The organism is Parageobacillus sp. G301 (assembly GCF_030268025.1).
Taxonomy (GTDB): Bacteria; Bacillota; Bacilli; order Bacillales; family Anoxybacillaceae; genus Parageobacillus_B; species Parageobacillus_B toebii.
Map to the genome: position 1 here is coordinate 311,380 of NZ_BSDB01000001.1, position 23,962 is coordinate 335,341.

Sequence of the window (23,962 nt, forward strand, 5' to 3'; positions counted from 1 at the left end):
ACATGAAACCAAAAGGTTTCGTATAATCAAAATGAAACCAAAAAGTTTCATAAATAAAATATGGAGGTTAAAACAATGACAGCCAAAAATACAACGAACAGCATGTTGCCACATATTCGCCACACGATGGTTTTTCAAGCTCCGATTCAAAAAGTTTGGGAGGCGGTTTCTACCTCAGAGGGGCTTGCGGCTTGGTTTATGCCTAACGATCTTCAGCCGGTGGTCGGCCATGAGTTTCATTTAAATGCGGGTCCTTATGGCATGTCTCCTTGTAAAGTAATTGAAGTCGATCCGCCTCATCGCCTCTCTTTTCGCTGGGGAAAAGATTGGACCGTTACTTTTGAGCTAAAAGAGCTGAATGAGCAGCAAACAGAGTTTACCCTTATTCATTCCGGCTGGGATGCGGATAAAGTGACGGAATTTGGCGAATCTCATACTATCGTACGCGATCGGATGGATCAGGGATGGGCCAAGCTTTGCAAATCTTTAGGCTCGTATGTCGAGGCGTAGTATGGCTGCTTTATCACACAAGCATGACGTCTTTCAGGCCATCGCTGATCCTACCCGGCGCAAGCTGTTGCGATTGTTGGCCGATAAGGAAATGCCCGTTACCGCCATCAGCGGCCATTTTCCAATTAGCCGGACCGCTGTGTCGAAACATTTGCGGATTTTGGCGGATGCCGGACTTGTGAAGGAGAGAAAGGTCGGGAGGGAGACGCGATACCGTCTAGAACCAACTCCATTGTTGGAATTAAAGGAATGGCTGTCCTTTTATGAACGATTTTGGGATAATAAAATGGCGATGCTCAAGCACTACGTGGAAAATGGCGAAGGGCATATTGTTGATGCTGATGGTGAGGATCAATAAACGCTTCGGAAAGAGCCGATCATTTTTTGGCTCTTTCTTTTTTTGGTATCATAAAAAGCAAAGCTATCAATGGTATAGGAGGTATTCATCATGAATCCAGTCATTGAAACGATTTTACAGCACCGTTCGATTCGCAAATTTGAAGACCGGCCGTTAACGGACGAGCAAATTCGCACGATCGTCGAATGTGCGCAAGCCGCGTCGACATCGAGTTTTATTCAAGCGTATTCCATCATCGGCGTTAAAGATAAGGAGACGAAACGAAAGCTTGCGGAATTAGCGGGAAATCAATCTTATGTCGAGCATAATGGCCATTTCTTTGTGTTTTGCGCCGATCTTCACCGTCATGAAGTGATTGGCGAAATGGAACAGAAAGAGGTGCTGCCATCACTTGAGAGCACGGAAAAATTTATGGTCGCGCTCATTGATGCAGCATTGGCGGCGCAAAATGCAGTGATTGCCGCGGAGTCGATGGGGCTTGGCATTTGCTATATCGGCGGATTGCGCAACAATTTGCCGGAAGTATGCAAATTATTAAAAGTGCCGAAACGGGTCATTCCGCTCTTCGGGCTTGCCGTCGGCTACCCGGCACAGCAGCCTGATAAAAAACCGCGTTTGCCGTTTGAACACGTATACCACGAAGAAACGTATGAACAAGACCGCACCAAATTCGAAGCACAGCTGAAACAATATAACGATATCGTTTCCGCGTATTACGAACGGCGGACAAAGGGCAAACGCCGCGATACATGGACCGGGCAAATGGCGAACATGCTCAGCAACCCTGTCCGTATGTATATGAAAGAATTCATAGAAGGAAAAGGGTTTAATCTACGTTAATCTCGCTTCAAAACGAAACGGGATTTTTTTACGTTGATCCGCCACATTTTGACCACGCTTTTTTTCTGTAGGGGTTTGGCGAATTTTTGAGTTGCTTGTTCTTGCATGTCTGGCGTGACGGGAGAATAAACGCCTAACGTCATCGAAGCAGAGGAATGTCCTAGGCGTTCGCTGACCACTTTCACGTTGGAGAGGGCTTTTTGAAATGGTTGAAAATTAAAAATGACATAAAAAATGGAGTGCAAACTGGTAACAGTTTGGCCACTCCATTTTTGTTGTTAAATTAAGCTTTTAAAGCAAATTCTTATTCATTACTTATTCTGTAACTTCTGCAGTTCATTAACCGTGACAAATTTATAACCTTTTTTTGATAAAGAATTTAATATCCTTTCAATGGTTTTTAGTTCGTTACCAGTATCATCATACATTGGATGTAACAAAATGATGGCCCCTGGTTTTACATTATTGTTTACATAGTTCACTTTGTCAGAAACCGAAGAATAATAGGTGTCGGGTTCGAGACTCCATGTAATGGTTTCTATGTGATGTTTTTTTAAATAATAGGGTAAACCAATCAGTTTTTTTCCATTAGGTGGACGAAAGTCTATTTCACCTTTATAACCTGTTTTTCGAATCAATTGGTTGGTCATTTCAATTTCCTGCTTGATAAAAGAAGGTTTTTTAAAAATCATTCGTTGATGTGAATATGTATGATTTCCGATTTGATGTCCGGATTCTACTATTTCTTTTCCGAACTTTAGATTTTTCTTCAGTTCATTTCCAATTACAAAAAAGGTAGCCTTCGCATTGTATTGATCTAAAAGAGGCAATATTTTCTCTACGTTTTTTGTCGGTCCGTCATCAAAAGTCAACGCTACTACTTTTTGGTTTGTATCTATGTGACTCGTTAATCCTCCAAATAACTGGTATGTTCTTGAGTTCATTAATTTATATGTACCGAATAAAAAAAGTAATATTGTTAGCGAAATTATCCCAGATGTGACTATTCTTTTTTTCATCATTTGTCTCCTCTCTATCTGAATCATTTTTCTTGGTGTATTTTATCAACGAATATTCTTGAAAGCAAATGAAACAATTATGGTGCTTCCATGGAGAAAAGAATTAATTTCTATCATCTGTGGTGAAGCTCGCTTCATGGGTGGCTAACGGGGGGAAATCCATGTCCCTTAGTCTTGACAGTGATTCATCAGCTTGTCGGATTTGTCGGCAAGCTGAAGCGGGATTGCTCCCGCTTTTTTTGTTTGAAGGTGATGGACATTGGCTTGACTACACGGCCACATTTTGACCATGTTGCATTTATCGACACTAAAATGCGGTCGGAATGGTAATGGCTCGCTATATTATTTTCAGACAACGGACGTATATGTATGTGAAAACTCGTAAAAAGGAAAAACCATGCAATTGTTCGCAATGCACCACGGATTATCAATGACAAGCGGTTCATTCTTGCATTAACGACAAAGCAGCTAAAGGAGTTTTATGTTAGAAAAGATTAAGGCGTTCTAATTACTTGCCATTCATACCCCTTACCGGTATAATGTATATAGAACAATGGAATGAGGTGAAATGCATGAATCACCATGAAGAGAATCAGCCCAATCCAAAAATGGTTCCGCGGACGAAAGAGGAAATTGAAAACATTATCAAACGTCTAAAACGCATTGAAGGACAAGTGCGCGGCGTGCAAAAAATGGTTGAAGACAATCGCTATTGCATCGATATTTTAATCCAAATTTCCGCAATTGAAGCGGCGCTTCATAAAGTCGGATTGAATTTGCTAGAGCGGCACGTTCGTCATTGCGTCGCCAAGGCGATTCGCGAAGGCAACGGTGACGAATCGATACAAGAATTAATGACCGTTATCCAGCAGTTTTCGAAATAGAGGAGGAAGCACCATGGGTGAGAAAAAGCATGTGACGTTGCATATTACCGGCATGACGTGCGCCGCCTGCTCGAGCCGCATCGAGAAAGCACTAAATAAAATGGACGGAGTCGAGGCGAACGTCAATTTAGCAATGGAAAAAGCAACGATCGATTATGACCCAACGAAACAAAGCATTCACGATATTCAAGAAAAAATCGAAAAACTTGGGTATGGCGTGGCGACCGAAAAGGTGATGCTGGATATTGAAGGGATGACGTGCGCTGCTTGCGCGGCGCGAATTGAAAAAGGTTTGCGGCGCATGGAAGGCGTGGAAAGCGCTACGGTCAACTTAGCAACAAACAGCGCGGTGGTGGAGTATAAGGAAGGCATCACATCGGTCGAAGCGATATTAGAAAAAATAAAAAAACTTGGCTATAAAGGACAAGTGCGGAAGGAAGAAGAGAGCGCGGGCTTCAAAGAAGAACAGTTGAAACAAAAACAGCGGCAGCTTATGATTTCGATTATTTTATCGCTTCCGCTTCTATATACGATGATTGCGCATCTTCCGTTTGATCTTGGTCTGCCGATGCCCGCTTGGCTGATGAATCCGTGGGTGCAGCTTCTGTTAGCGACACCTGTCCAGTTTTATATCGGCGGTCCTTTCTATGTCGGCGCGTATCGCGCGCTAAGGAACAAGAACGCGAACATGGACGTCCTTGTCGCGCTCGGCACGTCTGCGGCTTACTTTTACAGCTTGGTGGAAGCGGCTAAAACGATTGGAAGCCCTCACTATATGCCAAATTTATATTTTGAAACAAGCGCGGTGCTTATCACGCTTGTGCTTGTCGGCAAATACTTCGAAGCGCGGGCAAAAGGGCGGACGACCGAAGCGATTTCAAAGCTCTTAAGTTTGCAGGCAAAAGAAGCGCTCGTGCTTCGCGACGGCAAAGAATTCAGAGTTCCGCTTGAACAAGTGGCAGTCGGTGACACGATTATCGTCAAACCAGGCGAAAAAATACCGGTAGACGGTATCGTGATTGCGGGAGCGTCCGCTGTCGATGAGTCGATGATTACAGGGGAATCGATTCCGGTTGATAAAAAAGAAGGCGACCGCGTCATTGGCGCAACGATCAACACGACAGGCACTCTTACGATTCGGGCGGAAAAGGTCGGAAAAGACACAGCTTTAGCGAATATCGTGAAAATCGTCGAAGAAGCTCAAGGTTCGAAAGCGCCGATTCAACGGATGGCCGATGTTATCTCGGGAATTTTTGTGCCGATTGTTGTTGGTATTGCTGTGTTGGCGTTTATTGTCTGGTACTTTTTTGTTGCACCGGGCGATTTGCCAAAAGCGTTGGAAGTGGCGATTAGCGTTCTTGTCATCGCTTGTCCGTGCGCTCTCGGCCTTGCTACGCCGACATCGATCATGGTCGGCACCGGAAAAGGAGCGGAACACGGCATCCTCTTTAAAGGGGGTGAGTACTTAGAAGAAACGCATAAAATCAACGCGGTGCTATTGGATAAAACAGGAACGGTGACAAAAGGAAAGCCACAAGTGACGGATGTCCTTGAATTTCAAGAAGGAATGCTTAATTTCGCGGTGTCGGCGGAAAGCGCTTCGGAACATCCGCTCGCGCAGGCGATTTTCGAATACGGCAAACAGCAACAAATCGCTGTGAAGCCGCTTGAGCACTTCGCGGCGCTTGCGGGCCACGGTATTGAAGCGAAAATCGATGGCAAACGTGTTCTCGTTGGAACGAGAAAACTAATGAAAGAAAACAACATCGACATTTCTCGACATGAAGAAAAAATGATACAATTAGAAATAGAAGGAAAAACAGCGATGTTCGTGGCCATTGATGGACAGCTTGCCGGCATCATCGCCGTCGCTGATGCGATCAAAGAAAATGCCAAAGAGGCGATTCAAGCATTAAAACAAATGGGGCTTGACGTCTACATGGTCACAGGCGACAATGAACGGACGGCAAAAGCGATTGCCAAACAAGCGGGAATCGACCATGTATACGCCGAAGTGCTTCCGGAGGACAAAGCAAACATTGTCGAAACACTGCAGCGTGAAGGCAAACGGGTGGCCATGGTCGGCGACGGCATTAATGACGCTCCGGCGTTGGCAAAAGCCGATATCGGTATGGCAATCGGCACGGGAACGGATGTCGCCATCGAAACGGCCGATGTCACATTAGTTGGCGGCGATTTATCGCATATTCCGAAAGCGGTCGAGCTTAGCCGTAAAACGATGACAAATATTCGGCAAAACTTGTTTTGGGCGCTGTTTTACAATACGATCGGCATCCCGGTTGCCGCCGCTGGACTGTTGGAACCTTGGATCGCCGGAGCGGCGATGGCGTTTAGCTCCGTATCGGTAGTAACGAACGCACTTCGCTTGAAGCGCGTGAAACTATAAAAACATAAGGAGGAATACATCATGACAACAACATTACAAGTACAAGGAATGACATGCAACCATTGCAAAATGGCGGTCACAAACGCTTTACAAGAGCTAGAAGGAGTCAACCGCGTCGAAGTGCATTTGGAAAAAGGCACGGTCGATGTCGATTTCGATGAAACGAAAGTCAGCATCGCCCAATTGAAAGAAGCCGTTGAAGAACAAGGTTATGATGTGAAATAAACGAAGTCCTCCCTTTTTCTAGGGGAGGCCATGATTTTTCTTCCAAAAATTATTTTCTTGTCGAAAGGAGTAGAGCCAAATAGTTCGAATCTATTTTTTGGTGATCATTTTCTTAAAAAACATCATGAGAAAGGATGCCAATATCTTCTTGTCAAAATGCACAAGAGTTGCCATCGCATTTTCACTGATTTGAGAGATTACAGCGTTGGCATATGTGAAGCAATATGTAGCTGAAGTGGCTTGCTGTATGGTTTTCTTGTGCGCAATCGCGTTGTGATGATGTATAAAAGTTTGTGTAAAGCATTTTGCTAGAACAAAAGAAAAAAGGTAGGGTATTCTCTGATTGGACCAAAAATCTTAGAGAAAGGAGTACCCTACCTATGTCTAAAAGAAGTATACCAAATGTCGACTGGGCAAATCAACTGGAAAATGCCATTCGTCAGTTTGTAAAAGAAAAATTAGAACTGATTATGCGGGAAGAAATCAAACATTTCCTCGAAATCGAACAGGCTGGAACGCCGAATAGGAGAAGCGGCTGCTATCTCCGTTGTGTTCGGAAAAAAGACCAATTCGAAATGGTGGAGGACCTGAAACTCATTTATCGTTCTCCGAATAAAGAAATCGCATTGGAGATGTTTCAACAGTTTCAATCCAAATGGTCTCACAAATACCCAAGGGAAGTCCAATCGTGGGCCAATGAGTTGGATGTCCTTCTCACCTTTATGGACTATCCAAGCAGTATTCGAAGTGTGATTTATACGACCAATGCCATCGAACGAACGATCAAGGAGATTCGGAAACGTCTAAAGCCGATGAACAGTTTGAGCAGTTTAGAAGCCGCTGAAAAAGTCGTATATTTGACCATTCAAGATTTTAACGAGAAATGGGCAGAACGAAAGTTGCGAGGATTTGCCGAAGCGCAGGAAGCCCTCGAGCGAATGTTTGAAGAACGTTATCATTAACCAAATAATGTAAATAGATGAGATGAGGGGATTCTCCCTTCCCCCCCCAGGAGACTGAATATTCAGTCTCCTGAGGGGGGAACCAGTCCCCCTCTATTCCAAATCTATTTCAGAGATACCCTATCTATCTTACATTACACAAAATTCTTGACGGTACCCACTGTGGGAAAGAATATCTAATCTAATAATTAACTTGTTTTTTTGGTTTCCCGTTTATCTGTATAAAAGAGTGTCCCCTTTTCCGTTTTTGATTCGGAAATTGCTGTATGCGGTTTTTACAGTTGTTGGGGCAGCGGTATACGGCATTATATGGCTGGTGCTGCGCAACCTATTGAGATGGCTGTTGTTGGGGCACATATAATCGACGGAACAAAATTTAAAATAAGGTTAACGAAAGGAAAGTGTTCTATGAAGCTGCCAGTTTGCTGCAAATGTCATTATTCATTCCGCTGGAGAAGCGCCATAAAGGTATTGTTCGGATGGAAAAGGTTTATCTGTCCACATTGTAAAACAAAGTTGTACCCGACCGCGGAATCAAGGCAAAAAGCGTCATTCGCAAACTCCCTTTCGTTGCTAGTATTATTGCTTTTGCCATCTTTCGGAGTATCCTTTCTATGGACTTTTATTATATATTTTGTGCTTTTAGCAAGCATCTTGGCGCTATTGCCATTTTTCTACACATTTGTTGATCAAGAAGAGCCGTTTTGGTGATATATTTCCGCTAGACTGATTGTAAAAAGGCCGTAATCTCGGTCTTTTTTTGTTGCTAAGGAGCATTCATTATAGCAGATCGGCATCTAGAGATAGAGAAAGTAGACATGCAATAGAAACTAAGAGTATATAACTTTATAAATAGGAATCATTACGTTTTAATGCTTTGAATGAGATGGTGTTGCAAAACTAGAGTAAAAACTCGAAGTTATGCATAAGGATGCAACATAACACATGCAGTACATATCGATGAAATCCATACCATCTTGGCTGTTCCAACCCGTCACTCTTTAACTCATTAAATACTCGTTCAATCTCACGACGAAGTCCAAACAGCCATTGGCCAAATCTCGTTTTCAAAAAGACAGGAAGAACCCGGCCATAGGCATCTTTTCGTTCCTCGCTATTGCGGCGGTTGATAGGGGAAATGAATAGGATTCCTGACTGCTCTGCTGTTTGACGAACCTTTTCACTGTCATACGCGGCATCGCCCAATACAAATTCGATATCCCACTGCTTTAAAGAAACAAGCAATTCTGGTGCTACTGCCGCATCATTTCGATTCGCTGTGGTCAACACATGAGATAAAATGATTCCCTCGGCGGTGGTGCAGAGATGGAGTTTATATCCTTTAAACCAGTGATATCGGGTGGACACTCCCCACTTCGCCTGTGAATCGTAAAGACTGCTTCGAAGGGCTGTGCTGTCGATCAGCACGATTTGCGGATAACGTACTTCTAGATCTTTGAGCAGCTGTGCATGAAAAACAGGAAATCCCTGTTCCCGAAACCACTTCGCCGCACGGGAAAACGTAGAAAGGTGAGGGACTTCACCAAGCCCACAGGCCCGTTGAAAACAGCGAAAACGCTGCAGGATGCGCACTAATTTTCGCAAGGAATCAATGGAAAAATAGGTTTTCAAAAAGAAACATTTCAACAACGATTTTTTCGACACCGGCGGTCTTCCTGTCACATACGGTGTTTCCGGCAATGATAGCGAGTCAATATACCGAAATAATGCTTCTAAAATTGGGTCAATTTCATAAGTCCATGCATGTTCGCTGTTCCAATTGGAAATCATAATAGTGTCCACCCCTTGGAGAGTTGTTTTTTTGGTCACTGTATATGATTTCCAAGGTGGTGGATTTTTTATGTGCATTTATGCATTCGTTATGCGTTTTGCAACACGTTCTAACTCCATAAAATGAAACTTCCCCTTTATTTAGTAGTTAAACAGATTGTTTGGATTTCCTTTCCTAATTATAACAAATCATAATATAAGATATTTTGTAAAAAAACGATAAAAATACGGATTTTTTCTCGTCTTTTTGCATGTAAGTATAATTAAAACTAGACATATAATGTATATTATATGACTAGTTAAATCATATAAAATAGTGCACAAAAAGACGAGGAAACACCTCGCCTCGTTTTGTCAGATATCGTTGAATGCAACATATTGGCTATTATGTTTCATTATTTTTTAGCAGTTTTTGTCAATAAAGTTGCGGTTTGTTTTGATAACTATAAACATAGTAATCTCAGGTTATGGATAATTAGTATAGCTTGTTTATTAATTGGAATTGCACGTCTTATTTTAAATAAAGTTCCAAACAAAGGATAATCCTTTCATGGAAGAACAAATTAACTTTCACCATCTGTGGTGAAGCTCGTTTCATGTATATCAAAATCCCCCTTCATTCGGTCACTTCAATTATAAAAACAACCTTATCGAGTGTCCAAATTCATTAGGGGTTAATGAGGAAACAACTCTGTAAAAAATTAATTCCATTTTTTTATATCTTTTTTATTACGATTTAATACTTGGAAATAAGTTATTATAGCTGTTACAGTACACAAAGATCCACTCACTAACCAAATATAAAAAAAGATTTTTCCACCTGTTGAGAGAGAATCAATAAAAAAATAACTAAGTAGGAATAAGCCTCCTCCTAAAATTAATAGAAAATAAGCAAATCTTTTATGCTGTGGTTTTAAGAAATAGTATCCAATAAGAATTAATAAGTATAAACTGCTTATTGCCATGATACTTGGAAAAATGGGATGGAACTTAGCCGAGTATACAAAGTAGTCAAGTTGTGAAATATGGCTTTTACTATGTACTTGACCATATAGCATTTGGGAAAATGGTGTTGAATGCTTCCATTCCCAAGGATTATCTAATATTGCACTACCTTCATACCAAGCAGCTAGAGTAGAAAATAAAAGTAAAATAGTGACTAATCCAAATTGAATAATAATCCACAAAACAACAATACCTCCCTTAATATATATCAGGCTAAAATTACTCAGATTGAATATAGAAATACCTCAAAGTTTTGAAATCTATACTTTTCGGATATACCGAATAGTAATCTCTTTTCTTTATGTTCCTATCTACATATATTGAGCAATGTTAAATAATTATTATAAATTATACTACTGTTATTGTCCAAAATTCCACTAAGTGTTGGAATTGTTAAAGCCAATGATAAAATGGCTCTTACGCAATCTTGGTAATAGGGGGAGACTAATTGAGCAAATGAACGTGTTGCAAAACGCATAACGAATGCATAAATGCACATAAAAAATCCACCACATTAGAAATAATATACAGTGACCAAAACCAACTACCAAGGGGTGGACACTATCATGATTTCCAATTTAGTGATCGAACATGCACTCATGGGTGAAATAGATCCTCTTTTAGAGGCATTATTTCGATACATCAACCAACTTTTTTTCTGGAAACACCGTATGTGGCAGGAAGACCCCCAGTGTCTAAAAAGGCACTGCTCAAATGTTTCTTGTTGAAAACCTACTTCGCGATTGATTCTTTGCGGCAGTTGGTGAACATCCTCCACCGGTTTGGCTATTTCCGACGGATTTGTGGACTTTTGGAGGTTCCTCATCTGTCTACTTTTTCGCGAGCTAGTCAATGGTTTCAAGAACAAGGATTTTCCGATTTGAATGCCCAACTTCTAAATGATTTAGGCGTTCAAAAACCAAAAGTAGTGATGATTGATAGTACGGCTCTTCGAAGCAGCCTGTATGATTCCCAAGCAAAGTGGGGCATGTCGACTCGGTACCACTGGTTCAAAGGATATAAACTGCATCTGTGTACCACCACGGAAGGGATCATTTTATCCCATGTTTTGACTACCGCCAATCGAAATGACGCAGCAGTGGCACCGGAACTGCTTTCGTCTCTGCAAGGATGGGACATCGAGTTTGCACTTGGTGATGCCGCCTATGGCAGTGAACAGATCCGTAAAACAGCCGAGCAATTGGACATCTTTTTCGTTTCCCCGATTAACCGACGCAATAGCGAGGAACGAAAAGATGCCTATGGCCGGGTGATCCCCGTTTTTTTGAAAACTCGATTTGGGAAATGTCTGTTTGGTCTCCGTAGCACCATCGAACGAGTATTTAACCAATTAAAGATTAATGGGTTGGAACAACCTTGGTGGTACGGGCTTCATCGCTATCTATTACATGTGCAATTATGCATACTCATCCATAATTTTGAGTTTTTACTCTAGTTTTGCAACACCATCAAAATTAGTGTGCAAATTAAAATCTTTTAGCTTCTCATTCTCAATTATCTCGACTTTTCACCAAAAGAACGTAAGAACCATTTCCTACTTGCCAAAAACAATTCAATTCCGAATATTTACAAATTGAAAATAAAATTATAATATATTAATAGTACTTCCAAAAAAGTAAAAAAATACAATACCCCAAATTTATAAAAATAAATAATGTAATTTATTCTATATTCTCATTCTCTTCTTTGAATTTTTTATATGTGATAAATGCTAATGTTGTGGAGGTAAATGTTCAAAGATGAATGAAAGGATGAGAAAGATATGGGAGTGATGAAAAAGATTCATCATATTATAATTACATTGGCGGCTATTCTTTTATTTGTGTTTGAATCAAACAGTGTAAATGCTCAAGTAAATGATCAAGGAATTAACCAAGATAAAGCTCCAAGAGTTGAAATTTATGATGAAAATAATAATCTTATCAAAACGATTAATCTTGAAGAGAAATCTATCGAAACAGATGAGCCTAAAACGAAATCTATTATAACAGAACAAACAGTAACTGCTCAGAGCATTAAAACATACTCCTTTGGCAATACTACCTTTTCAAATTATGTTTGGATTAATGGTGGATACTATTTTTATAATCCTGGGATTTTTGAATTTGAATTAATTAATAGACCTGAGGCAGTTGCAGTAGAAGTTTATAAACCAGGTCAAGTATATACTGGTAAAGTTGTATGGAGAAATGTGACTAACTGGGCGTCACTTGATTGGAGAGACACTACACTGGTAAAGCATCCAGGTAGTTACGCATTTAGATTTAAAAATGACGGTTCTGGTACAGTACAAATTAAACATGGTAATTTAAAATATAATTATTAATATTACCTGAATTCGTAATTTAGTACCTGTAAATTAGCTATTTGGCTCCTCAACATTAGCATTAATTTATAAAAAAAAATCTAATATCAATAATAAAGTTAAATCTATGAAAAGTGGACATAGGAAATCGATATTAGATTCTTGTTTTCTGCAACTAAAAATTTAAGTGAAATGCAATGAAAAAGTTTAGCACCCTATGTTCCATAAAAGTAAATATAATCCATATACCAATATAAATTATCTTACCCTATAAGGCTTGACAGGGAGCCTCTGCGTGCATGGATTTTTTTGCGAAGGCCGCAGCACAAAAGGAGTTCGCAGAGGCAACCAACCTACCATGCATGCCACTCCATGTAAAGCCGTGTCTCTGAAATTATATTTTGTGAGAAAACTGACCTGTTTTGTTTCCAATTTAGTGCTTAATTTTTATCTTGCATTTTGCTAAAGTTTTATTTTTCATTAAACAGATTCTGTTTGGTATATAGTCAACTTCTCAATTCTAAACACCGTTCGATTTGCGAACGGTGTTTATTTATCTTTATTGATAGAGTAATTGTATTTGTTTAATTCTTAAACTCAAGCATCGTTTAGTCCATTATGCTACTAACGCAGTACCACAGATGATGGAAGTTAATTCGTTCTTCCATGTTCCATGGGAAACATCCATGCCACATAGTTGCAAAACCATCAGAAGGATGAAAATATTCATTTTCGGGATAGTTTAACAAGAAAATAAACAACAAATAATAACAGACACCCTAGCGAATAATAATTGGTACATCGATGAATGAAATAACCTTAGAAGTTATCCATAGCTATTTCAGGGTAGAACCTTTAGATTAATATCAAATGCAAGATGCATAAAATCCGATTGTCTTTATCTATGCATATTTCTCAATTAGCCCCTTCTTATAATCTTGATTATGTTGCATTCCAAACTTATCCAGAAATCATCCCCCTTGAAACATCAGGGGGCGAGTGTATCGTAAAAACGTCATTTTAAATTGCGTATAATTTACGTTATGCTCACACTCCAACATTTAATATAGAGTCCAATAATAAAAGCTAAGCGACAATTTGCTTAGCTTTTTATATTTGTAGAAAATCGTTCTATTTTACGCCTTTCTTTAGGTTTAGCCACGGTTGCTAAGTAAACACCAATCGTAACCAACAATGCTCCAATTGCAATATTAACAGTCATTTTTTCTCCGAGTAACAACCAGTCTAGAAAAATAGCCACAAGAGGAACAAATAATAGGGAAATAGAAGCTACTGTAGTATCAAGCTTTGTTAACACCACATACCAACATGTAAAGCAGAATGAGGATGCAATAACTCCTGTGTATATCAGAATAAAAATACTTATAGGTGTAAACTGTATAGGTTGACCCCACTCCATAAGAATGGCGGCAACTACTACTCCAATGGTTCCGAAAATCATTTGCCAGGTTGATACTATAATTTTATTATGATTGCTAAAATATTTTTTAACAATTACATTTGCCCCAGCCCAAGAAATAGCAGCTAGTAAAAGTAAACATTCACCGAAAATGACACTTTTGTTTTGAATAGTAAAAAATTCAAACCCAATAATGGATATTAAACCAGAAATACCCAGGACAAGACTAATTACCTTGTAATAGTTTAATGATTCATGAAGAAAGATATATCCGAGGATTCCACTCCATATAGGCATCGAGTAAATCAGTATTGAAGATTTGCTCACATTTACAAACATCATTCCGTAATTGATTAATAAAAACATGGCGGTTGTTTGTAACAAACCCACTATAAAAAGGATAATCCATTCTGTACCTTTTGGTCTAGTGGGCTTTAAAAAAAATAAAACTAATATCATCGCAAATGAAGCAAGTAAAAAGCGTAAAGCCGCAAATGTAAAGGGTCCCATGTAACTTAATCCAATCTTCGTTAGAACCCATCCATAACTCCATAACAAAATAATAGTTACTAATAAAAAGGTGTATAAATACTGACTTGACATCTTTTTCATTTTCCATTACCCCCAAATAAATACAAAAATATCTTTAATTAACATATCATAATAATTGCCATATTTTAAAGATTCATCATCACTTTTTGTGATTTAACACAAAAAAACAAGTATATTTTACTCCCCGCCCAAGCATGAAAATAACCGTCCATGAATTCGTTATTTTCACAGAAAAAAAGACAAACAATTTGAATTCCTGGCAATAATGTTAGTTATTGAACAAGCATTAATAGGAATAGGAGGTTTTTAAGTATTTTCTGTTTTGATAGAATTATCAAAATTTTAAGTTGTTAATCAAGATTAGGATCTATCTTGGAGATGCATCAGCATCGTGATTTTGATTCAACATTAGAACTCTTTTCATTAAAAGTTATTAATCCCAATCAAGTTAAAAACGTTGTGGTAGACATGTGGGATCCGTATCACAAAGCCATTCGAAGGGCATTGCCAATGTGTTTCACCAAGACCAAATGGATATTGACCGATCTATTTCCGGTTTATGGAATACATAGATCAACGATCGGAAGAGGTGCTTCGACGCTTGGAATGTGTAGCGTGATACAAAGGTTAGCTTTTCAAGGGGCATTTATGATAGATAATAGTTGATGAAAAAGATGCCGTCAAGGAAATCACTTGACCGCACTTTTTCTACCAACTGTTCGGTCTGTAAGCTGAAGAAGGAGATATTGTGAGGAGCTTTAATCTAGCTAACTCATTGCCATTTTTTCTAAATCATAAAAATTTTCTAAATCATAAAAAATAGTTTTCAAAAATATTCTTATATGGTATATTTTGTTTGAAGGACCAAATAATTGGTAAAAATGGCGGTGTAGCCAAGAGGAAAGGCAAAGGTCTGCAAAACCTTGATCCTTGGTTCGAATCCAAGCACCGCCTCTTTCTATCACTAAAGGAATATTTCTGGAGGGAGTTCATCTTGTTGAAAATGAAAAGCAATTTAAAGATGCTGTTACAAAAGTAAAACAATTTGAAGACACGATTTTAGTAGAAGAATTTATAAAGGGACAAGAAATAACAGTTGGTTTATTAGATGATGAAATTTTGCCGATTGTGGATATTGTTAATGAGAGTACTATTTTTGATTACTATGCAAAATTTACACCTGGATATACATCTTACCGTCAAACAACATTACCATTAAAAACTCAAGAAAAAGTGAAAAAAATATCTTTAGAATTATTTCAAAGACTGGGAATAAGGGATTATGGGAGAATTGACTTTATAGTTAATAACAACGGTACACCGTATCTTCTAGAAATTAATACTTTACCTGGCTTAAATCAACATAGTTGTTATCCGAAAGCATGCTATTTTAAGGGTATTTCATACGAGCAAATGATAAAAATCATTATTGAAGCTTCTATTAGAAATCATGTATCCAATAAAAATAGTAGGTGTTTATCCTGACCAGATATATAATTAGGCTCTATATTAAATGTTGGGGTGTGAACATAAACAAGCATCTATGTGATCCCTATATATTGAGATTATTGGAAGGGAGATCTTGTCTCTCGCTAGCGAGGAAAGATCTCCCATAAATTTTGTCTGACGATTTAATGACTTTCCAGATTCCTTAGTTTCATGCTTTACCGAACTCGGATACAGATTTTTGCTGAAATAACACATAAATATTGCAAAGGAGTTGGGGATCGATCGGAAAACCGTTCGAAAATATATTCACTCCCCAATCTCCCTTCCAAATCCAAGAGAAAACCAAGAAAAAGCAAGTTAGATCCCTTTAAACCATATCTTAAAAGATTCAAAGTTTCAAGTACTTTGAGGGATTCTGAAGAATGTGTTATTTGACAATATAAGGACGGTTATAGACGGCCTGGAACAAGTTTTTTGTTAGGATGGTGAAATAGAATTAACGCTTTTCTAAATTTGCGAGCTGATACGGATTTATTCAAAAAGTCTGCTGGCTCTATCGAGATCAGACAAAAAGGATAAAGTAGAGTGAAATTTTATGAAAAAAATTCGTTTGATGGGACAATCACTAATGCAACCTATTAATTTTTTACTAGACATATAATATGAATTATGTGTCTAACAATCTATTCTTTTTTATGATATACTCGTCATATAATGTTGTTTTTTAAACCGATTATTCTCTTTTCGAATCCTTTTAAACTCGTCGTATAAGTGAAAGGGTGAAAAAGATGCTCAACGAGTATGTCACTTACCTTCAAGAAAAGGGAGCTTCTCCAAACACAATCATCTCCTATACGAATGACTTGAATATCTTTTTCAACGATTTACATATTCGTCCGAACGATTACGTCACATCGGCAGACATCCGCAAATGGATCCAGCAAATGTTGAACCCAACCGAAGGAAAACCATTGGCCATATCCACGATCAATCGCCGGCTTAATTCACTGCGAAGCTTTTATGCGTGGGCAGTCGAACATCACAAGCTCGAACAGAACCCAATGAAAGACATCCAGGATTTAAAATCAGCCGATGAAGATAATGAAAAAATTATGTGGCTGACGGAAGAAGAGTTTGAGGACTTATTGCATCGGATGCGGAAAAAACCAGTTCAAAGCCGAGGAGTCGATCCCGAGGAGAAATATCGCCGGGACCGTGCGGTGGTGTATTTGCTTACCTATGCGGGATTGCGAGTGGAAGAGTTATCCAATTTAAAATTAACGGACTTAGATTTAGAGATGAAACGAATTCGAATTGTGGGAAAAGGGATGAAGGTCCGGACCGTGCCGATTTCGAATATCTTGTTGGCGGAATTAGAGGATTGGCTGAAGTTTCGCGCGGAAATGGCGAAAAAGAAACCTCATGTGGCGGCGTCTCCCTATGTCTTTTACAGCCAGCGCTCGCCGAAGTTTTCGGTGCGAGGTATTCAGCGAATGATTGAAAACTACAGCCTACCGAACAAAAAGCTAACCCCTCATATGTTCCGGCATACGTTTTGTAAGTGGATGTTAAAGGCGACGAACAACGATATCGAGAAAGTGCGGCGGCTCGCTGGTCATAGCAATATTGCCACGACGTCTCGATACTTAAAAGACAGCTATAGTGATTTGGCGGATGCAGTGGAGGCGTTGCCGAAATTTTAATAAAGTTGGTTGTGCGTAGGTGTGGTAGGTGTACCGATAACGATTAGGATAGTCCAGTACGACCATGACATCTTTAAATCCTTATTCGAGGATTGCCATGTCCTTTGGCGTTTTCTTACCCCATTAATGTAAATTAGCACATTATTTCAGAATCCCTTTTTCAAATTATTTCGAACTTATTCGGAAATAATGTGCAAAATCTTTGCGAATTATTCCAGGTTTTGCAGATTATTTCCGAACGTTTGCACATTATTTCGGATGATCAACTAGAATGAGGATGGATCGGGATGAAACATAACAGGGGCCGATCAGCCCCTGTTGTGTCAGTACCCCATTTCTTCGGCTTCCATACGCACAATGTCTTCGTCAATCATATGTTTTTTTAATTGAGCGCCGTATAACAGGCAAGTGGTGGCAAGGTTGTTGATGATCCGCAACCACCTCTGCGACTGCAGGGCGATCGCTTCTAAGGCAGCTGGGGTAAAAATCGGGTGTTTCGCCCCCGCCTGTTTCAGGCGGTGTTCGATATATCCCACCACTTCTTCCTTATCAAGGGGCCCCATCTGGTATCGCATGATGATTCGTTGGTGAAGCGGACGGTGTTGATTCAACCGTAGTTTTGCCTGTAAATGGGGCAGCCCCGCCAAAATCAAGACAAACGGATTCGTTGAGTCCATGTGAAAGTTGAACAGGATCGCGATATCCTGCAGAAAGGCATCCTTCGCTAAATGCATTTCATCGAGGATGAACACTGACGTTACCCGTTGTTCATGATACAAGCGCTCGATCCCTTGTTGGATTTGATAAAACAAGTCGACCTTACGGTACTTCGGCTCTTCCCCGAGCCCGAAGGCAAGGCCGCGATAAAAGTCCATCACGCTTCCCGTTGACAATGGAAAATAAACGACGTGATACAGTGACGGATTCAGGGATTCCTTAAACGCCCGAAGGGCGAATGTCTTGCCGGACCCTGGTTCACCAATCAATAATCCGATCCCTCTTGTTCGGTTCACGTAGTCCAAAGCGCAATACAGGTGAAATTGTTCGTTTATCAAGAGAAAAAGCCTTAAAAACAAGAGATAACGCAGAGAAAGTTCTATCAAGAATGACTTTAGAGGGAAAAACAATCAACTTTAATACTGTTTCTAAGGAAGCTGGTGTGTCAAAATCATGGTTTTATAAAGAGCCTGAAATTAGAAAAAGAATTGAATCAATTCGGGGACAACAACAAAAAAGTTTAAATGGTGCCTTAAAGCTTCAAAAACAAAAAAGTTTAAAGTCCGAAGAGGTATTGATAAAAAACTTAAAAGGACGGGTCAAGGTTTTAGAAGAGGAAAATTTATTATTGAAAAAGCAAATTCAAAAATTATATGGGGAACTTTATTCTAAAAAGGGGTAGTACCAGCGTAGCTGACACCATCCGCAAAGCATATGTAATTAAATGGTGATTTTACAACTCACTTCATTATATTCTTATCAAGTTTCGACAATAAAAGTAGTTTTTCTACAAAGGAGTTTTACCATATTAATGGAATTTATGTTTATAAAAACCTTAATATATAAAAGGAGGTAATTGATGAAGAAACTTATTTATTGTGTTCTCACAATATTTATTCTAGCAATTGTGTTTACTTACCATTCCAACAGTTCTGCCTCTTCAAAAGAATTTTCACTTTTAGAAGCCTGTAAGTTTGCAAAGGAAAAAGCTAGAGAGGAGTGGAGTAAAGATGCAGAAATCTATTATGTATTAAGTGTTGACGATAAGGAAAAAGAAAGTAAAAGTAAAGGGGAACACGGGAAAAGAAGATATTGGAATGTAATTCTAGCTAAACCAGGTACAGATGATCAAATGTTATATACAATTCATAATCAAAAAGTAGTAGAAAAATTAGCATTGACTGAACCTGTAAACAATGAAAATATAGTAGATTTAAACAAGATTCATTTTGATAGCGATAAAATTGTTGATAAAGCAAAAAAGGAATATAACCTATTACCAGGAAAAGGTTGGGCCGAAGGATATCATTTTGTTTTGCGAAAGTTAAACAGTGACCCGACTGTTGAAGTGGTTGGTAGGGATAAAAAGGGTAGGTTTATAAAGATTATCTTCAATGCTAGGACTGGAAAATTCGTTACCAAGATAACATCTTAGTATTTACTGATAAAATAATGATTAATTAACAAATTTTCTTGTGAAAGGTGTGTTTAACATGTTTAAAAAGCTTAAAACTAAGATTGTTACGAGTCTTTTTTCAGCGATCCTATTGACTTCACTTTTTATTGATTATGCTAGTGCAGCCTCCTACACTTATTTAAATCAAGATGTAACAGCGTATACTGCACCAGCAGGTTCGTTAACTTATTATGGTACAACCCCTCAAAAATATAAAACTGCTGCAGTACATCCTAAAACTTGCGGTAGTCCGAGTTCAGGAACAATTTTTCCTTTCGGAGCAGTTATTAAAACTTCCACAGTTTTAAAAACTCCGTCTGGAACTTCTATGCAATATTTTACAGTTGAGGATATGGGGGATGTATTTTGCTCCCGAGGTTTAACTCGACAATGGTTTGATATTTATTTCGGTTATACTTCAAGTGATATAAATCAAGCCAATCTATTCGGTATAAAAACTGTTAGCTACACTGTAACTTATTAATATTTACGAATAATGATCAGAGCTCTCAACATTTCAATGAAATAAAATCTCCTGAAACAAGGAATTGGATTAGTAAGCAGGGTAACATCCTGCTTTTTTCTTGTTTGCTCGGAGATATGAATTTGAAACTGCTTTTACTAGACTAACCAGGACCCGAGTTCGACAGTTTGAGGGCCATTTTAGGCAAATAAAAAGTCCAGAAATCCCGTTATATCAAGGACTTTGGGGTTGTCAACCTAGGAAAAAACCCTGAATTCCATAGGCACACGTTTAGCCGAAAAGTATGATGGCAAATATCTTATCCGCACGTCCGATGACACACTGTCTGCCGAGGATGTCGCGCTGGGATATAAGCAGCTGGTGGATATCGAGCTGGCTTTTCGTACACTGAAATCGACATTGGAATTGCGACCCATGTATCATCGCTTGGAAGACCGCATTCGTGTGCATGTGCTGCTCAGTTAGCTGGTTCTCTTGCTGGTTCGCATCGTAAAGATTCGGACCAACGAATCGTGGCCGAAAGTAAGAGAGGAATGCTAGCGTCTCACACTCGGACATTTTTCTTCGAAATACGGGGACCTTTATCAGCGGACAGAACTGACCGCCAAATAAGGGCAAACCTTTGCGACTCTAGGACTAGAGCCTCCCCCGAAGATCCTAGACATTCATCCTCGCTCCTAGATACACGCCACAAGTATACCTAATCGCCTCTCAGCCCTTCTGCATCAAGGACTGAGAGGCGATTTATTTGCCTAGTCACTGTCGAACTCGGGCAGGAGAAAGTAGCTGTATAAGCTCAGCTGTTCCTCGCTGATTAGTGAGTCCATTATTTAGGAAAAATAAAAGAGGTAATACCCTATGTTTGTTTTTTTATCTTCTCTTCGATGTGCTTGTAATCAATAATACGAATTTTGTCAAAATCGATTTCAAGTGTTATTATATCAATTCCGTAAGGAGGGTTGTGAGCCCCTTTAAATGTTTCTACACGAATTTTGAGTAAGAATTTATAACGACTCCCGGGTTCTAAATTTTTAATCTCTAATATTTTAGGCTTCCACCACTGAATTCCAGATGGTTTTCCATAATAATCCTGTACTGCTTTGGTTATATAAGGCGTTAAGAAGTAAATTGAAAGGTCCTCTAAATCATTTTTATTAACCACTAATGTAGTTGTTGACTCTGTTTCATAAATTTTTGATTTGGCGACAATTTTAGTCCCGACACCATACATTCCGAATAATATTATCAAAAAGAGGGACATTACTCCTATAAATTTCCTGTTCATATTTGAATTCCTCCTTTTATTATCGTGATCAAACTATATTTTGAAGATATTAAGTCAAAATAATTCATGAAATTTCCGATTAAAATGGTTTATTTTATGGGCGGAGGGCTTGTTCAAATTATAATGGTAGTGATGAGTGGCTATTGTTAATGGCGACTATACATGGCATTTCTGGGGCTCTACTCTTGTAATTCAATTACGGGAGTTTGGTAAACCATGAAATCACATTGGTAGGGTCTAAAAAATACACTGAAGTATATTCAAGTCTTTACTATAATTCAACCTTTGTAATTAGATGGGCGGAAAATATTATGAGCTCGGCTATATTGGGATCATATGTTCGATGTTCCAAATTAAGGAACAAAAATATGGTTCTGTAAGTAGTTGGCAAACGCTACTCAAAATGAACGATAGGTTTGATATCAACGCAAACGGCAGGTGTCGGAACTCTATTCGAAATTAATGATCTGTTATTAACAATTTTCAACATTTACTTTGCAGGTAGCGTCAGCTACGATGGTACTACCCCTAAAAAATAGAGCACTTTGAATACATGTACTCAAAGTAAGATTGTGGGTTTTATTGTAAATTAGCACATTATTTCAGAATCCTTTTTCAAATTATTTCGAACGAATTCGGAAATAATGTGCAAAATCTTTGCGAATTATTCCAGGTTTTGCAGATTATTTCCGAACGTTTGCACATTATTTCGGATGATCAACTAGAATGAGTATGCATCCATTATGCGTTTTGCAACACGTTCAATGAAATAATAAAAATGCAAAGATATACGAAGCAGTTGTTTAAAAGAAAAAGAATAGATTTTCGTTGAGAAAATGCTATGAAGGTAGTGGTCTATAAAAAATGCTGTAATCTAACGTTATTTTTGGATTTGTTTACAACCTAAAAGATCAACTTTGGAATAAGATTTTTTTAGATTTTTTTGATTGAATATTTTGTCTATTACTCGAGTGATGTTGTTGTATTCAATAATATTATTATGTAAACTTATTGGAGGATAGCATGAAAAAATCAAGTTATGAAATGAACCTTTATGAACTCAAAAAGGATTTATCTATGGAAACCGGCTTTGGATATCCAGTATTTTTAGCTGGTATGTTGTTTTGGTTATTCGTAGGAATTAGTAGTTTCTTTGTAACACAACAAACATTGGTATGGATGTATGTGTTTGGGATAGGGGCGATCATGCCTTTGGCTATCCTTATTTCCAAATTATTGCGCGTGAACTTTCTCTCTGCGCATAATCCTCTGTTGACTGTGGCGGGACTTGTCGGAGGAGTTCAACTCTTTTTTGCGCCCCTTGTCATCATGATTGTCCTCCACCAGCCTGATTGGATTCCTTTTGCGATTGGTGTGCTTACGGGAGCTCATTTTCTGCCTTATGTTTGGATATATGATAGTAAAGTATATTTGTTCCAAACGATTGCCGCCGTATTCGTTGCGTCTTTTTTCGGCATCATCTTTATGGAACTATCTTTTCATCTCGTTCCATTTGCTCTCAGCATTGTATACAGTGTGACGCTTTTGCTGCTTATCCGGCAGCATCGCCTATTAATGATGCAAGATGTGTTCTCGATTGAACGAGAAGGAAAGGTAAGAGATAAAAGCGAATTTATTCAATAAAACTTTTTTATCTCTTCTTGACGTTAAGAAAGATTTTTTTATTATTGAAAAAACACCGTTCATTGAAGAATGAAACCAAATTTCCGTGATATCCGTACTAGTAGTTGCATCAGATCTGGAAAGGCAGGGAATATGGTGAATCGATTAGAGTATCGTCTCTGGCTTGGCGAGGAAAACTACCGCTTGCTTTATTTTTATGAATCGATAGATTTGCCGCAAATCATTGCCTGGCGCGAATGCGAGTTCTTTGTTAAAGATGGAGTGACGTATCGGCAAGTTTCTTCCGCGCTCGAACACGATACGTTTGTCATTTACGTCGAGGAGTATGAGCGGGGACCGAAAGAAGCGGAAGTCGACAGCAACGATTTACTGCTGGAAGTTCGCGAACTCGATTCGGAGAATGGGCATCCCGTGATTGCAACGCTGGAGCTTCCTTCCCATCTTGATGTGATGGCGTACATCGGCAATTCGTTTACGTATTTTCAAGGGAAAGAATGGCTTCGTGACAGCGCGGAAATCGACGAGGACCGTAAAGTGTATGTTCTTTATGTCACTGCAACAGGATTTGTTATGGAAGAAGGAGAGACTAACCGATGAATAAGACGAAAAAAATGATGGTTGGCGTGCTGACGACAATGATGGCCGCTTCACTTACTGCCTGCAGAGATGAAAGCTTGCCGCCGAAACCTAATGATCAGGATTGCGATGATTGGGAGTGGGATGCATCAACGGGGACGTATGTTTGTGACGATGATGACAGCTCTCATTACCGCCATTATTACTATAGAGGCCATTATTATCCGTCGAAGCGCAAGTTACAACGTTCTGCGGCATATAAAAGTTATCAACAGAGCGCGGAATTTAAGGCAAGGGCGAAATCCGGAATCGGTTCAGGGACAAAAGGCAGCTTTTTTGGAGGGTAACA

General features: G+C 39.0%; 22 protein-coding genes, 1 tRNA gene and 5 pseudogenes. 22 read left to right on the forward strand and 6 right to left on the reverse strand.

Features of this window, described 5'->3' with window-relative positions:
• Positions 1 to 75 precede the first annotated feature (75 nt).
• The 3 genes from QSJ37_RS01695 to nfsA all read left to right on the forward strand — a co-directional run bounded on the left by QSJ37_RS01695 (position 76) and on the right by nfsA (position 1,708).
• The gene (locus QSJ37_RS01695; protein ID WP_285753153.1) at positions 76 to 510 is read left to right on the forward strand and encodes an SRPBCC family protein; all 435 of its coding nucleotides are present in this window, start codon (positions 76 to 78) and stop codon (positions 508 to 510) included.
• Between the two features lies 1 nt (position 511).
• Positions 512 to 868, forward strand: coding sequence for an ArsR/SmtB family transcription factor (locus QSJ37_RS01700; RefSeq protein WP_285753155.1), 357 nt, complete (start codon positions 512 to 514; stop codon positions 866 to 868).
• Between the two features lie 90 nt (positions 869 to 958).
• On the forward strand, positions 959 to 1,708 hold the full coding sequence (nfsA, locus tag QSJ37_RS01705) for an oxygen-insensitive NADPH nitroreductase (protein ID WP_285753157.1): 750 nt from the start codon (positions 959 to 961) through the stop codon (positions 1,706 to 1,708).
• Between the two features lie 311 nt (positions 1,709 to 2,019).
• Here the strand turns inward: nfsA and QSJ37_RS01710 are convergent, their stop codons facing one another.
• Positions 2,020 to 2,727: a polysaccharide deacetylase family protein gene (locus QSJ37_RS01710; RefSeq protein ID WP_285754720.1), complete on the reverse strand. Its 708-nt coding sequence runs from the start codon at positions 2,725 to 2,727 to the stop codon at positions 2,020 to 2,022.
• 572 nt (positions 2,728 to 3,299) lie between these two features.
• Between QSJ37_RS01710 and QSJ37_RS01715 the strand changes: the two genes are divergently transcribed.
• From QSJ37_RS01715 to QSJ37_RS17905, 5 genes and pseudogenes are all read left to right on the forward strand, one after another.
• A complete protein-coding gene (locus tag QSJ37_RS01715; protein WP_205423669.1) occupies positions 3,300 to 3,611 on the forward strand; it encodes a metal-sensing transcriptional repressor in 312 nt (103 codons plus the stop codon).
• Between the two features lie 13 nt (positions 3,612 to 3,624).
• A complete protein-coding gene (locus QSJ37_RS01720) occupies positions 3,625 to 6,018 on the forward strand; it encodes a heavy metal translocating P-type ATPase (protein ID WP_285753160.1) in 2,394 nt (797 codons plus the stop codon).
• A gap of 21 nt (positions 6,019 to 6,039) precedes the next feature.
• Complete coding sequence (gene copZ, locus QSJ37_RS01725) at positions 6,040 to 6,243, forward strand: copper chaperone CopZ (RefSeq protein WP_285753163.1); 204 nt, start codon at positions 6,040 to 6,042, stop codon at positions 6,241 to 6,243.
• A gap of 542 nt (positions 6,244 to 6,785) precedes the next feature.
• A pseudogene (locus QSJ37_RS01730) lies at positions 6,786 to 7,205 on the forward strand (transposase); the annotation flags it as partial.
• Between the two features lie 408 nt (positions 7,206 to 7,613).
• A complete protein-coding gene (locus tag QSJ37_RS17905; protein WP_352176776.1) occupies positions 7,614 to 7,916 on the forward strand; it encodes a TIGR04104 family putative zinc finger protein in 303 nt (100 codons plus the stop codon).
• Between the two features lie 189 nt (positions 7,917 to 8,105).
• Here QSJ37_RS17905 and QSJ37_RS01735 read toward each other — a convergent pair whose 3' ends face one another.
• Entirely contained in the window at positions 8,106 to 8,996 is an 891-nt protein-coding gene (locus QSJ37_RS01735; protein WP_011886641.1) for an ISNCY family transposase, read from the reverse strand.
• A gap of 701 nt (positions 8,997 to 9,697) precedes the next feature.
• On the reverse strand, positions 9,698 to 10,183 hold the full coding sequence (locus QSJ37_RS01740) for a YjdJ family protein (RefSeq protein WP_285753180.1): 486 nt from the start codon (positions 10,181 to 10,183) through the stop codon (positions 9,698 to 9,700).
• Between the two features lie 384 nt (positions 10,184 to 10,567).
• Here QSJ37_RS01740 and QSJ37_RS01745 point away from each other — a divergent pair.
• Positions 10,568 to 11,457: pseudogene (locus tag QSJ37_RS01745) on the forward strand (transposase).
• A gap of 327 nt (positions 11,458 to 11,784) precedes the next feature.
• Positions 11,785 to 12,348, forward strand: a complete 564-nt coding sequence (locus QSJ37_RS01750) for a hypothetical protein (RefSeq protein WP_285753182.1) — start codon at positions 11,785 to 11,787, stop codon at positions 12,346 to 12,348.
• Positions 12,349 to 13,429: 1,081 nt separating this feature from the next.
• Here the strand turns inward: QSJ37_RS01750 and QSJ37_RS01755 are convergent.
• Positions 13,430 to 14,359: a DMT family transporter gene (locus QSJ37_RS01755; RefSeq protein WP_285753184.1), complete on the reverse strand. Its 930-nt coding sequence runs from the start codon at positions 14,357 to 14,359 to the stop codon at positions 13,430 to 13,432.
• Positions 14,360 to 14,677: 318 nt separating this feature from the next.
• Between QSJ37_RS01755 and QSJ37_RS01760 the strand changes: the two genes are divergently transcribed.
• From QSJ37_RS01760 to QSJ37_RS01780, 5 genes and pseudogenes are all read left to right on the forward strand, one after another.
• The gene (locus tag QSJ37_RS01760; RefSeq protein WP_240345755.1) at positions 14,678 to 14,965 is read left to right on the forward strand and encodes a transposase; all 288 of its coding nucleotides are present in this window, start codon (positions 14,678 to 14,680) and stop codon (positions 14,963 to 14,965) included.
• Between the two features lie 217 nt (positions 14,966 to 15,182).
• Positions 15,183 to 15,253: transfer RNA gene (locus tag QSJ37_RS01765), tRNA-Cys, on the forward strand.
• Positions 15,230 to 15,784 (forward strand): D-alanine--D-alanine ligase family protein, encoded by a 555-nt coding sequence (locus QSJ37_RS01770; protein ID WP_285753189.1) that lies wholly within the window; start codon positions 15,230 to 15,232, stop codon positions 15,782 to 15,784. The genes QSJ37_RS01765 and QSJ37_RS01770 overlap by 24 nt, the downstream gene beginning before the upstream one ends.
• Before the next feature lie 220 nt (positions 15,785 to 16,004).
• Positions 16,005 to 16,171 (forward strand): annotated as a pseudogene (locus QSJ37_RS01775) (IS21-like element IS5376 family transposase); the annotation flags it as partial.
• Between the two features lie 365 nt (positions 16,172 to 16,536).
• The gene (locus QSJ37_RS01780) at positions 16,537 to 17,451 is read left to right on the forward strand and encodes a tyrosine-type recombinase/integrase (RefSeq protein ID WP_285753191.1); all 915 of its coding nucleotides are present in this window, start codon (positions 16,537 to 16,539) and stop codon (positions 17,449 to 17,451) included.
• A 323-nt stretch (positions 17,452 to 17,774) separates the two neighbouring features.
• On the opposite strand, the pseudogene QSJ37_RS01785 reads toward QSJ37_RS01780, so the two are convergent.
• Positions 17,775 to 18,476 (reverse strand): annotated as a pseudogene (locus QSJ37_RS01785) (ExeA family protein); the annotation flags it as partial.
• On the opposite strand from QSJ37_RS01785, the gene QSJ37_RS01790 reads away from it, so the two are divergent.
• From QSJ37_RS01790 to QSJ37_RS01805, 4 genes and pseudogenes are all read left to right on the forward strand, one after another.
• Positions 18,452 to 18,850, forward strand: coding sequence for a DUF6262 family protein (locus tag QSJ37_RS01790; RefSeq protein WP_285753193.1), 399 nt, complete (start codon positions 18,452 to 18,454; stop codon positions 18,848 to 18,850). The pseudogene QSJ37_RS01785 and the gene QSJ37_RS01790 overlap by 25 nt on opposite strands.
• A gap of 177 nt (positions 18,851 to 19,027) precedes the next feature.
• A complete protein-coding gene (locus tag QSJ37_RS01795) occupies positions 19,028 to 19,603 on the forward strand; it encodes a hypothetical protein (RefSeq protein ID WP_229706149.1) in 576 nt (191 codons plus the stop codon).
• A 58-nt stretch (positions 19,604 to 19,661) separates the two neighbouring features.
• Complete coding sequence (locus QSJ37_RS01800; protein ID WP_128570075.1) at positions 19,662 to 20,108, forward strand: RlpA-like double-psi beta-barrel domain-containing protein; 447 nt, start codon at positions 19,662 to 19,664, stop codon at positions 20,106 to 20,108.
• A 267-nt stretch (positions 20,109 to 20,375) separates the two neighbouring features.
• A pseudogene (locus QSJ37_RS01805) lies at positions 20,376 to 20,789 on the forward strand (IS1634 family transposase); the annotation flags it as partial.
• Between the two features lie 175 nt (positions 20,790 to 20,964).
• Here QSJ37_RS01805 and QSJ37_RS01810 read toward each other — a convergent pair.
• A complete protein-coding gene (locus tag QSJ37_RS01810) occupies positions 20,965 to 21,393 on the reverse strand; it encodes a DUF3888 domain-containing protein (protein WP_015374612.1) in 429 nt (142 codons plus the stop codon).
• Positions 21,394 to 22,416: 1,023 nt separating this feature from the next.
• Between QSJ37_RS01810 and QSJ37_RS01815 the strand changes: the two genes are divergently transcribed.
• The 3 genes from QSJ37_RS01815 to QSJ37_RS01825 all read left to right on the forward strand — a co-directional run bounded on the left by QSJ37_RS01815 (position 22,417) and on the right by QSJ37_RS01825 (position 23,960).
• Positions 22,417 to 23,037 carry a DUF7010 family protein gene (locus QSJ37_RS01815; protein WP_285753210.1) on the forward strand — a complete coding sequence of 207 codons (621 nt, stop codon included), beginning with the start codon at positions 22,417 to 22,419 and terminating at the stop codon, positions 23,035 to 23,037.
• 135 nt (positions 23,038 to 23,172) lie between these two features.
• On the forward strand, positions 23,173 to 23,634 hold the full coding sequence (locus tag QSJ37_RS01820; RefSeq protein ID WP_285754721.1) for a hypothetical protein: 462 nt from the start codon (positions 23,173 to 23,175) through the stop codon (positions 23,632 to 23,634).
• Positions 23,631 to 23,960, forward strand: coding sequence for a hypothetical protein (locus QSJ37_RS01825; RefSeq protein WP_062754666.1), 330 nt, complete (start codon positions 23,631 to 23,633; stop codon positions 23,958 to 23,960). Before QSJ37_RS01820 ends, QSJ37_RS01825 begins: the two co-directional genes overlap by 4 nt.
• Positions 23,961 to 23,962 lie beyond the last annotated feature (2 nt).

Excerpts from the sequence above, each read along its gene's own strand:
- QSJ37_RS01695 (WP_285753153.1), top strand. The coding sequence starts at position 76 with ATGACAGCCAAAAATACAACGAACAGCATGTTGCCACATATTCGCCAC.
- QSJ37_RS01700 (WP_285753155.1), top strand. The coding sequence starts at position 512 with ATGGCTGCTTTATCACACAAGCATGACGTCTTTCAGGCCATCGCTGAT.
- nfsA (WP_285753157.1), top strand. The coding sequence starts at position 959 with ATGAATCCAGTCATTGAAACGATTTTACAGCACCGTTCGATTCGCAAA.
- QSJ37_RS01710 (WP_285754720.1), bottom strand. The coding sequence starts at position 2,727 with ATGAAAAAAAGAATAGTCACATCTGGGATAATTTCGCTAACAATATTA.
- QSJ37_RS01715 (WP_205423669.1), top strand. The coding sequence starts at position 3,300 with ATGAATCACCATGAAGAGAATCAGCCCAATCCAAAAATGGTTCCGCGG.
- QSJ37_RS01720 (WP_285753160.1), top strand. The coding sequence starts at position 3,625 with ATGGGTGAGAAAAAGCATGTGACGTTGCATATTACCGGCATGACGTGC.
- copZ (WP_285753163.1), top strand. The coding sequence starts at position 6,040 with ATGACAACAACATTACAAGTACAAGGAATGACATGCAACCATTGCAAA.
- QSJ37_RS17905 (WP_352176776.1), top strand. The coding sequence starts at position 7,614 with ATGAAGCTGCCAGTTTGCTGCAAATGTCATTATTCATTCCGCTGGAGA.
- QSJ37_RS01735 (WP_011886641.1), bottom strand. The coding sequence starts at position 8,996 with ATGATTTCCAATTGGAACAGCGAACATGCATGGACTTATGAAATTGAC.
- QSJ37_RS01750 (WP_285753182.1), top strand. The coding sequence starts at position 11,785 with ATGGGAGTGATGAAAAAGATTCATCATATTATAATTACATTGGCGGCT.
- QSJ37_RS01755 (WP_285753184.1), bottom strand. The coding sequence starts at position 14,359 with ATGAAAAAGATGTCAAGTCAGTATTTATACACCTTTTTATTAGTAACT.
- QSJ37_RS01760 (WP_240345755.1), top strand. The coding sequence starts at position 14,678 with ATGCATCAGCATCGTGATTTTGATTCAACATTAGAACTCTTTTCATTA.
- QSJ37_RS01780 (WP_285753191.1), top strand. The coding sequence starts at position 16,537 with ATGCTCAACGAGTATGTCACTTACCTTCAAGAAAAGGGAGCTTCTCCA.
- QSJ37_RS01795 (WP_229706149.1), top strand. The coding sequence starts at position 19,028 with ATGAAGAAACTTATTTATTGTGTTCTCACAATATTTATTCTAGCAATT.
- QSJ37_RS01800 (WP_128570075.1), top strand. The coding sequence starts at position 19,662 with ATGTTTAAAAAGCTTAAAACTAAGATTGTTACGAGTCTTTTTTCAGCG.
- QSJ37_RS01810 (WP_015374612.1), bottom strand. The coding sequence starts at position 21,393 with ATGAACAGGAAATTTATAGGAGTAATGTCCCTCTTTTTGATAATATTA.
- QSJ37_RS01815 (WP_285753210.1), top strand. The coding sequence starts at position 22,417 with ATGAAAAAATCAAGTTATGAAATGAACCTTTATGAACTCAAAAAGGAT.
- QSJ37_RS01825 (WP_062754666.1), top strand. The coding sequence starts at position 23,631 with ATGAATAAGACGAAAAAAATGATGGTTGGCGTGCTGACGACAATGATG.